The 10164-nt window shown below is 45.2% G+C and carries 10 protein-coding genes and 4 tRNA genes; all 14 read right to left on the bottom strand.

The window, feature by feature from the left end:
• Positions 1–241, bottom strand: a 241-nt coding sequence (locus FTU95_RS07350) for a GTP-binding protein (RefSeq protein ID WP_257220114.1), incomplete at its 3' end; no start/stop codon positions are given.
• A gap of 150 nt (positions 242–391) precedes the next feature.
• Positions 392–466 (bottom strand) — tRNA-Thr (locus FTU95_RS07345).
• A gap of 17 nt (positions 467–483) precedes the next feature.
• Positions 484–559 (bottom strand) — tRNA-Gly (locus FTU95_RS07340).
• A gap of 38 nt (positions 560–597) precedes the next feature.
• A tRNA-Tyr gene (locus FTU95_RS07335) sits at positions 598–681 on the bottom strand.
• A gap of 54 nt (positions 682–735) precedes the next feature.
• Positions 736–811 (bottom strand) — tRNA-Thr (locus FTU95_RS07330).
• Between the two features lie 98 nt (positions 812–909).
• The gene (gene trpE / locus FTU95_RS07325; protein ID WP_180078032.1) at positions 910–2403 is read right to left on the bottom strand and encodes an anthranilate synthase component I; all 1494 of its coding nucleotides are present in this window, start codon (positions 2401–2403) and stop codon (positions 910–912) included.
• 108 nt (positions 2404–2511) lie between these two features.
• Positions 2512–3180 carry a phosphoglycolate phosphatase gene (gene gph, locus FTU95_RS07320; RefSeq protein ID WP_005095262.1) on the bottom strand — a complete coding sequence of 223 codons (669 nt, stop codon included), beginning with the start codon at positions 3178–3180 and terminating at the stop codon, positions 2512–2514.
• A gap of 78 nt (positions 3181–3258) precedes the next feature.
• The gene (locus FTU95_RS07315; protein ID WP_180078030.1) at positions 3259–3918 is read right to left on the bottom strand and encodes an FHA domain-containing protein; all 660 of its coding nucleotides are present in this window, start codon (positions 3916–3918) and stop codon (positions 3259–3261) included.
• Positions 3919–3980: 62 nt separating this feature from the next.
• Complete coding sequence (gene gspD, locus FTU95_RS07310; RefSeq protein ID WP_180078028.1) at positions 3981–6233, bottom strand: type II secretion system secretin GspD; 2253 nt, start codon at positions 6231–6233, stop codon at positions 3981–3983.
• A gap of 38 nt (positions 6234–6271) precedes the next feature.
• Positions 6272–7135, bottom strand: a complete 864-nt coding sequence (locus FTU95_RS07305) for a type II secretion system protein N (RefSeq protein WP_180078026.1) — start codon at positions 7133–7135, stop codon at positions 6272–6274.
• Positions 7135–7878, bottom strand: a complete 744-nt coding sequence (gspN, locus tag FTU95_RS07300) for a type II secretion system protein N (protein ID WP_005095254.1) — start codon at positions 7876–7878, stop codon at positions 7135–7137. The genes FTU95_RS07305 and gspN overlap by 1 nt, the downstream gene beginning before the upstream one ends.
• 181 nt (positions 7879–8059) lie before the next feature.
• Positions 8060–8386, bottom strand: coding sequence for an H-NS family nucleoid-associated regulatory protein (locus FTU95_RS07295; protein ID WP_167381258.1), 327 nt, complete (start codon positions 8384–8386; stop codon positions 8060–8062).
• Positions 8387–8528: 142 nt separating this feature from the next.
• Positions 8529–8957 (bottom strand): thioesterase family protein, encoded by a 429-nt coding sequence (locus FTU95_RS07290; RefSeq protein WP_180078024.1) that lies wholly within the window; start codon positions 8955–8957, stop codon positions 8529–8531.
• A gap of 8 nt (positions 8958–8965) precedes the next feature.
• Positions 8966–10159 (bottom strand): hypothetical protein, encoded by a 1194-nt coding sequence (locus FTU95_RS07285; RefSeq protein ID WP_100354889.1) that lies wholly within the window; start codon positions 10157–10159, stop codon positions 8966–8968.
• Positions 10160–10164 lie beyond the last annotated feature (5 nt).

Here is a 10164-nt window from a genome sequence, read left to right as displayed (position 1 = left end):
CTACGTGAGCGTAGTGACGAGTTGGAGAATCGTATTCTACGTGTGAAGTATTAATTGTAATACCACGTGCTTTTTCTTCTGGTGCAGAGTCGATTGCAGCGTAATCACGCGCTTCGCCACCGAATTTCTTCGCACATACAGTTGCAATCGCAGCTGTTAAAGTTGTTTTACCATGGTCGACGTGACCAATTGTGCCCACGTTAACGTGTGGCTTATTACGTTCAAACTTAGCCTTAGCCATGTTAATACTCCTCGTTTACGTCGAACACAATTCTGAGTAAAACCCAGTTCCGACATGTCGTTTTAAAAAACCAAATACCAAATACTTGAAAAGCAGACTAAATAGCCTGCTTCTGGAATATTGTGCAATAAAAATTGCTAAACTGTAATCTGGAGCTCTTATCGAGATTTGAACTCGAGACCTCTCCCTTACCAAGGGAGTGCTCTACCACTGAGCTATAAGAGCAAATATTAGCACTTCAATGGAGCGGGAGACGAGGGTCGAACTCGCGACATGCAGCTTGGAAGGCTACCGCTCTACCAACTGAGCTACTCCCGCACGATGTTGGTACAAACCACTTATTGAAGTATTAAAATTGGTGGTGAGGGAAGGATTCGAACCTTCGAAACTTTCGTAGCGGAGTTACAGTCCGCCCCCTTTGACCGCTCGGGAACCTCACCATTTTACACTTACATCAGTGCTGTTCTTTACTCAACCTTTGAAACTCTCTAAGATGGTGCCGGCACACGGATTCGAACTGTGGACCTACTGATTACAAGTCAGTTGCTCTACCAACTGAGCTATGCCGGCGTTTCTTAGTGTTTCGTACGTTTCGTATCGGAACGGTGTGCAGTTTAGCAAAACTCACAAACCATGCAAGTGTTTTTTTCAAAAAAAACCTCAAAAACTCATAAAATCAAACCATTTGATGATAATTCAACCGCTTTGATCACTGCGCGAGCTTTTATTTGGGTTTCATTCCATTCAGATTCGGGATTTGAGTCGGCAACCAGTCCTGCTCCGGCCTGAACATAGACTTTATTTTCACGGATCACACAGGTACGAATCGCAATCGACATGTCCATTTCGCCGTGCCAGCCTAAATAACCGACAGCGCCTCCAAAAATTCCGCGTTTTACCGGCTCAACTTCGTCAATAATTTCCATGGCACGAATTTTTGGTGCACCTGAAAGCGTACCGGCAGGGAAAGTTGCCTTAAAAACATCCAAGGCATCGACATCATCACGCACTTCACCCTGTACATTCGAGACAATATGCATGACATGCGAATAACGTTCGATCACCATTTGATCAGTCACTTGAACTTTACCAATTTTTGCAATGCGTCCGACGTCATTGCGACCCAAGTCAATCAGCATGACATGTTCGGCAATTTCTTTTTCATCAGAGAGCAAGTCTTGCTCAAGGGCCAGATCTTCTTCCTTGGTTTTGCCACGTGGTCGTGTGCCTGCTAAAGGACGCACTGTGGCAATGCCATTTTCCAAACGCGATAAAATTTCTGGTGAAGAACCGACAATATGGAACGGTGTATTGTTTTCCAAGGTTTGCCCTTGTACCAGAAACAGATACGGCGAAGGATTCAGATGACGTAGCGCACGATAGACCTGCAAAGGATCACCATCGAAATCTGACACCATGCGATGCCCTGGCACCACCTGCATCACATCGCCGGCACGAATATATTCTTTGACCTTTTCAACCGAGGCAATAAAGTTGTCATGTCCGGTTAGAGATTCAAAATGTGGTGGACTATGTTTTTCAGCTTTCAGGCTAATCGGTGTTGCCAGAATATTTTCTAATTCATTTAATTGTTCATGTGCTTTTTCATAAGCAATCGGGTCAGCTGCATCGACATGCACAATCAGAAATAAGGTATCTTTTAAATTGTCAAAGACAATGACAGTTTTAGACAACATCATCCAGATATCAGGCAAGCCAACCGGATCTGCTTCAGGCACATTTTTGAGTTTGGGTTCAATATAACGCACGGCATCATAACCAAAGTAGCCCACCAGACCGCCAGTGAAGCTTGGCAATGCAGGTAAGTCCTGTTGGGTCGGCACTTTAAACTGAGCCTGAAAGTCACGAATATAGTGAAAAGGATCTGCACAGTGCTGCTTTTCAATCGAGCCGTCCGCATGCTGTACCGTCAGTTCACCGGCATTACAGGAAAATACCGTAGATTCGCCCAGCCCAATAATCGAATAGCGTGCCCAGTTTTCTCCACCTTCGACAGATTCAAACAGATAAGCCTGCTGATACTGCTTAAGACGCGCGAAAATAGAAAGTGGGGTATCCGTATCGGCCAGACGCTGACGGTACACTGGAATCAGGTTATAGCCTTGTGCAGCAAGTTGCTGGAATTGTGCTTGTGTGGTCATGCGGTTTTTCTCTTTAAATTGGGTTTACTCAGTGTATAAATAGACTTGAACTGAGCGACGCCATCGAAAAACCTGATCACTATTCATTTTATTTTCCTAACACCCTAATTAAGCAAGCAATTCACGTAGATCATCTACAATTTCTTGAGGATGACAGTCTGCTATATTTTCACCATGATTATAGCCGTAGCTCACCACAATACAATCAATCCCGGCGCGACGCGCAGCCTCCACATCATTGGAAGAATCCCCGATCAATAATACCTGTTCTTTACTTACACCATACTGTTCGACACAGTGCAATAATTGACGCGGATGCGGTTTACGCTCGCTAAAACGGTCGCCACCAATGGTCTCGGCAAAATAATGTGCCATATCCAATGTCTCTAAAATAGCACAAGCAGGAAGCTCCGGCTTATTGGTGACGCAGATCAGGGTTTTGCCCTGCGCTTTGGCCCAGTCGAGAAACTTCAGAATCCCGGGAAATGGAACGGTGTCGACACAAGGATCGACATTATAAATATCCAGAAAAGTATTCAGCAGCTCCTGATGCTGTGCGGGTGTGACTTCACCAACCAGATGTAGCAATACACTTTCACAAAATATCGAGGTGCCCTTGCCCACCCAGGTACGAACCTGCTCTTCCGTGACCAAAGGCAATTGCAACACATTCAGGCTCATATTCATGGCACGATACAGGTCATGCGCCGAATCAACCAAAGTACCATCCAGATCAAACAAGATCAGTTCACGTTGTTCTAATTGTGCAATAGACATCCCGACCCTCTTTTATATTATTCGCAGCCACAAAAAAGGCATGCGCTGTGCATGCCTTGATTGTAACCAATCATCGGCTTATTTGAACATTACCCAAGCCATAATTGCCAAAATAATCAATACAATCACTGAAATCAAACCAACAGACACATTTTTCTGGGTTTCTTTTTCCTGCTCTACCCGTGACACAGGCTGCTCAACCGGCATTGGTGTAGGTTCTGGTTTCACTGCAGCAAGATCGACACCTTCAGGAATCGGCGCTGGTTTTGGAATCCCGACATGGGTTGGCATGCCATCTCGGGTCAGCTGGACTGAGGCATCTCGCTGTTTCAGTTCCGGTATACCCTGATCATTCATTTGCTGTGCCGGCGTTGGTTCAGTCACTTCAACCTGTGCCACGACTTTTTCTGCTGTGACTTCTATTTCTGCTGGAACCTCTACCGCAGCCACAGGCGCCAGCACGGAAAATTTCAGACTGGCAAACTGAACGATATCATCCTGTTTTAATAACGTTTCCTGTGCAATCTGCACATCATTGACGAAAGTGCCATTCGATGATCCTAAGTCCTGTACCCAGAGCGCATCATCTTTGAGCAAGAAAGCAGCATGTTTGCGCGAGATCTCTGCGGCCTGCAACACAATGTCTGCGGCCTGATGACGTCCCACCAGCATATCACGGTCAATGCTAATCTCTTGCCCTGTCAAGTCACCTGTAATCGCGTGTATTTTCCAAGTCATGAATTTACTTCTCTTTTCTCTTTGACATTATCATAACATGCTGTTTGTTCATGCTACATCACTTAGCTTTTCGGTCTAAGTGTTGTGGTGGTCACGGTATTTTTACGCTTTTCGACGTGTTGTCCGGGTTGTGACTGCAACACAGGCTCAATCGCGACAGGCGTGACTACCACAGCAGCTGACTGAGTCGGCACTGGAGCCGTCGGCACAGTTTGATAAGACGAATTTTGTAAAGGTGTTTTCGAAACCGGAATACGCTGTTGATAGACATCACCGACCTGTTCCGGCAGCTTGGCAAAATTACCATCAGCATCCAGGGCCAGTTGCAGACTATACAGTTGGCTATAACGTTGCTGGGTCAGTTTACTGACCTCATTTTTATCACCCACAATCGTTGGATGGATGAAGATCAGCAGATTACGTTTCTGATTAGATTTACCTTCAGAACGGAATAAACGCCCAAGACCAGGGATTGCGCCCAGACCCGGAACTGCCTGACGGCCATAACTGGTGTTATCCGAAATCAGACCACCCAGCACAATGGTTTGCCCATTTTCGGCCAGAATCGAAGTTTTAATCGCACGCTTGCTGGTTACCAGATCCTGCGCTTGTCCACGATCCCGATTAACAGCAGATACTTCCTGCTCCACTTCCAGACGCACCGTACCATCTTCACCAATATGCGGCACCACTTTTAAAGTGACCCCGACATCTTTACGTTCAATCGTGGTATAGGGATTGGCCACCCCAGCAGCGCCAGTTGAAACCGAACCTGTCACAAAGGGTACGTTTTCACCGACCACAATATAGGCTTCTTCGTTGTCCATAGTCACAATGGATGGCGTAGACAACAGATTGGACTTGGTGCTTTCTTTTAAGGCCTGAATCAGCGCACCATACAGACGGCGTGAACCATCACTGCCTTCACGATAATCGCCGAGCACCAACGAAGTCCCAGCTCCCACGGTACTTGCAGCACCTGCACCACCGCCGGTGAGATAGCCGGCTGCCACATTTTTTAGACTGGTACCAAAATTATCAAAGTTAATCAGCCCAATACCGCTACTGATATCTCCCAAGGCCCATTGCACCCCAAGCTGATCGGCATCTGTACCTTCTACTTCGATAATGGCAGCTTCAATCAGTACCTGTTGACGGCGAATATCCAGCTGATTAATTGCTGATTCGATTTCCCGCATCAATTGCGGATCGGCCTTAACCACCAAAGAGTTTTGCGTGGCATCGGCAATAATACTCACCCCGTTTGCGCTAAAGCTGCTAATTCCACCCTGCTCGGCGTTCATGCCGGTATTCAACTGAATAGCGGAGGAAGTATTATTTCCGCTGGTGTTGCTACTGTTGTTATTGTTTAAACTGTTATTCGAACTCAGGGAAGATGAACCCGAAGACGTGCCAGTGGAATTTGAACTACTGTTCACCGCCTGCCCTGTCACCAGTCCCTGCAAGATCTCTGCCAGATTCTTGGCACTGGCATATTTCAAACGAAAGACTTTCAAGCCGCCCAGACGGTCTGCCGCCGGCACATCCAGGGTTTCAATCATTTGACGCAGCCGCTTACGCGTCGTCGGATCACCTTTAATGATAATCCGATTGGTGCGGGTATCTGCGATGACACGTACCCGCGAACCACGCACATCTTTGGCTGCACCCGTGGCTGTCATGGACTCGATCAGCTCGATCATTTCCTCGGCCTGACTCGATTGCAGACTGACCGCTTCCATATCATTTTGACCGGTGCCATCCAGATTACGAATGATGGTTTCCAGCTGATAAATATTATTGGCCCGATCCGACACGATCAGTGCATTGGTGCCCGGCACTGCTGCCAGATGGGCAAATTGCGGCATCAAAGGGCGCAGTGCTGGAATCAGATCATTCGGATTGGTATTTTCCAGCCACAATACCCGAGTCACGATCTGGTCACCACTGGCACGGCTTCTGGCATCATAGGGAATGCCCGAGCTTTTGACATTGCTGTCCGGTATCAGCTTGATGGTATTGCCCGAAGGAATCGCCACCACACCATTGACATTGAGCACACCTAAAAACAGGTCATAGACTTCATTTTTATTCAGTGCTTTATTGGAAATAACGGTAACATTACCACGCACCCGCGGATCGACTGCGAAGTTCTTGCCGGTAATGTCAGCCACTTCATTAATGAATGCGGTGAGGTCAGCATCCCGCAGGTTGATTTTCCAGGTTTGCGCATAACCCGCCGTACTGATCATTGCTACGAGCGGGGCGGCCACACAGCATGCCCATGCTGATCGATTATTATTAAATAAAGCCATAAACTTTTGTGTTTCCTAACCCTATGCGTGATGACACATCACTTCAAATCTTGTTGTATGGTCATCGTCTGATCACCACGTTTTATTTCGAGTTTGACCTGACCTTCACGTCGAGCCTGTTCCAGTAATTGCGCCTCGGTTTGCCCCTGCGACAGCGTCTGACCGTTTAAAGATAAAATCCGGTCCCCCGGTCTTAAACCGAGTCGATTACGCAGTGCAGCCGGCGTCCGGGAAGTGATTTCAAAGCCCCCATCCGACGCGCTGACCCCCATATTATGTAAATACTGATCCTTGTTTTCCTGCATCTGCTGGATTGCCCGACCGATTTCATTTTGAGCTGAAGGCAGATTTTGTGCTTCAGCTGCGCTATTCATAGCCGAAGATGGAGCAGGCATCGTATTAGATGCTGGAGTTTCCGGCACGATCGGCTGATTCAAGCCATTTTCCAGACCCTTGAATAACACTTCCTGAGTGGCACCGGTTGCTCTGCGCAGAATGACCCGATCCCAATAGACCTCAGCCAGCTCAAAACCACTGTTGCCCAGCATTTCTCCAACGCGATAACGATCCACCTGATCATTGACTTTCAGCACCGCAGAAGAGTTATAGCTTGGACTGGCAACCACCACGCCTTGCAAAAGAATATTGGCAGCTTCTGCTCCTGCTGCTGTTTGTCCACTTTCCTGAAACAGCGAAAATGCACTGATATTGGGGATTTGCGCCTGTTGTGAACCCAGTTCTACCCGATCCAGCTGCATAGCTTGAGGTGGCGCAATCAGCAACCAGAACATGGCCGCCAGTTTCCAGCATAAATATAGAATCAACAACAGCAACACGACAGGCGCAACACGATTGGCCTGTTTAAGATCGATATTTTTTAGATCGCCAAGAGAAATGGCCATTAGTTCAAGCCTCCCATTAGGGGTTGGCGGGTACTAATCACATAAGTATCCAGGCCAGCTTTACCTTCATAGGAGGGTGCATTCATTAAAAAGCGCTGGGTAAGCTGGATATCGAGCATCAGACTGGGATCAAGCTTGATATTCAGCATACGTTGCTCTCGGTTATCCCGAACGTCGAGTAAGAGCTGTCCGCTCTCATCTGCCAGTTGTCCGGTCATGGCCGGTACATTCATACGTTCCTGACGCTGGGCAAAGCTATAAATCAGCTCACCACCCGCCCATTGCATTTGCCCGGTCACCTGACTGAAGCCTTGTTCCTGTTTATATTTAAAATCCACCTCTTTAAACTGAATAGCAGTCGCTGGCCATTGCCAGTCTGCCACTTTTTTTAAGGTTTCCGGCGCGAGCTGACCCTCAAGATTTTTGACGATCAAGGCTTTATTCAGCCCATAGCCCATGACCCCTGAAAGCTGAGTATTGCCGCTATGCAATTCAACATCTGCCCCAACTCGCAGCAACAGCAAGTCCAATGGCCGTACTTTCCAGTTCAGGCTGCCCCGCAAATTACCTTTTTTCCAGTCAGCACTGCCCTGCCAGATATTCCCGTTTACATTGTGCAAGGCCTGATTATTTTTATAAAATTTTGAAATCAACCAGGCAGCTGGCACTTGCAGGATCACAAAGACAAAAAACGCCACAAGAGCAAGGATGAACCATCTTAAAGTTTTAGGTTTATTGCTCATCCCACCACGACCAATATCTCAAGTCTAAATCCCCATTTATAATGTTTTCCTTATACAGACACATTATGCACACTTTTTTCCCAACGCCAATTCATAGATATAAAAAAACCAAGCAATCATGCTTGGTTCAGCAATCTTAGACTGTCTGTATGACAGCCTAATGACGAGATCAAATCGAGGCTTAGATCAAGAAATCTTCAAGCTTGGCACCTTTGTCCAGCTCTGCCACCAACCAGCGCGGCTGCTTGCCACGACCCGTCCAGGTATCATCTGGGTTGCTTTTGCTACGATAACGTGGCTCTACCGATTTACGTGATGATTTCTTGCGTTTAGACGCGCCAAATTCAAGTAACTGTTCAACCGTCATACCTACTTTGTCAGCAACGGCCAAGATTTGCTGATAAGCATCTTCGATCTCTTGGTCTTTTTTTGAAGCAATCAGTGATTCTGCTTCGGCTTGTAAACGCTTTAACTCTTCTACTGATAAATGAGTAATATCTGGCATAATGCTCTCCGATTAAATAATATTATTTGTTTTGTTAAATAATACCCCATCATATTTATATTAAATAAAACATTCAATATAAATATTTAAACCAATAACAATAAAGTTTAAAAATAATGACAAAATTAAATAATCAATTCATTTTTTAGATTTCATGTCCGGCTGTTAATTCAAGTGCTTCGATTTTCTTTCGGATATGTTCTGGAATTTGAGTTTTCTGCAGGGTTTTTTGATCAATACAAACAATAACCGCTTCCGAAGTTGCCACTATACTTTGCTGTTTTTCACTCCATAATAAATAATGCATGCGGAATGCACTATTTCGGATCTCTTCAATACGTGCTGCAATTTTTAAATGATCTGGAAAAACCACCGGTTTTAAATAACGGCACTGATTTGAAGAGACCACCGTAGAGACCGATTCATTCAGTAAATCCAATGCATCCAGATAAGCCAGACGTGCATTTTCTATATAACGATAATACATGGCATTATTCACATGGCCCAATGCATCCATATCTCCCCATGCCACGCTCTGTACATAAACCACTGGATATTGTTGTAATTCTGACATGATGATTCTCAAATCTTAATTTCGATAAAGTTTACATTGGACTCAAATACTGCATTTAACTGCTGGAGCAAGTCTTCACGGTCTTGTAAGGCCGCTTTAATTCTCAAATAACTCATACGAATATCATCAGGATATAAGTCAAGCAAATGCTGGGCTTCCTCTGTATAACCAGTGGCCTGTAACACATGCCATTTTGCAAAACTCAAAATCGGTAATGCCGGATACTTGGTTTCCCAATGCGAAATCTGCTGTGCAATATGATCATAATCCGGGTTCTGCCGTAACAATTGCTGTTGAAACCACAAATAAAATACGTCCTGATTAAATTGTTGCTCTAATAAATGAATTGCCATTGTTTCATGTTCGGCACTCATTTCAGGTATTCTGAATAATAATTTCAACCATAATAACTTGACTGTATAGTCACGATCAAATACTTGCTTTTTTAAATCTAAATAACGCTGTTGTAAATAAATTAAATCATCTTGTGTGGCTTGATCATAGGCCAATAATAATTGTTCAAGCCATATTTTTTTTACTTCTTGTTCTAAATGTCCATATTTAGTCGAGCGTAAATATAACCAGGGAAACTGTAGGGCAAATACACCCCATAATGTGGTGAGTCGCTGTTCATAGGCTGGTTTCACCTGTATTAACCATGGTGATAATTCATGCTGATTTAAAAATTCTAAATGAGTCAGTGCTTGCTCACCGTGCTGTTGCGATAAATAAATTTCAATTCGCTGCAATTCTGCCAACTCAAATGCCATCGGGTTAGACTGATTTAAAGCAGTCAAGGCATCTGTATATTGCTGTTGCCCCCAAGATAATCGTGCATCAATAATATGTTTGAGTAAGCCCGACTTGCTAAAAGACTGCTGAATAAAATCCCGTTGATCCTGAGCTGCATTTAATAACCAGATTACAGCCAGTTGTTCATAAGGATGTAAATGGGCAAAACTAAATACGGTTTCATTTTTACGCTGTTCACGGCTGCGATACTGTTTGATCGCGTACCAGAGGCAATGGATCAAAAAACTGAACGTGACCAGTGAGGCCGCCAAAAACCACAATGTGGTTTGTAACTGCCACTCACGCCAATATAAATAGACATAGCCGGCCCCATGCCCATAACTCAGGATGCTCAGCCCCGCTATACCCAGTAGGCAGATAAATAAATAGGCCAGCAAAATCTGTTTCATAAGCA

Origin of the sequence: Acinetobacter sp. YH12208, assembly GCF_013418055.1 — a bacterium.
Lineage (GTDB): Bacteria > Pseudomonadota > Gammaproteobacteria > Pseudomonadales > Moraxellaceae > Acinetobacter > Acinetobacter pseudolwoffii.
This window is presented reverse-complemented; position numbering and strand designations above follow the sequence as displayed.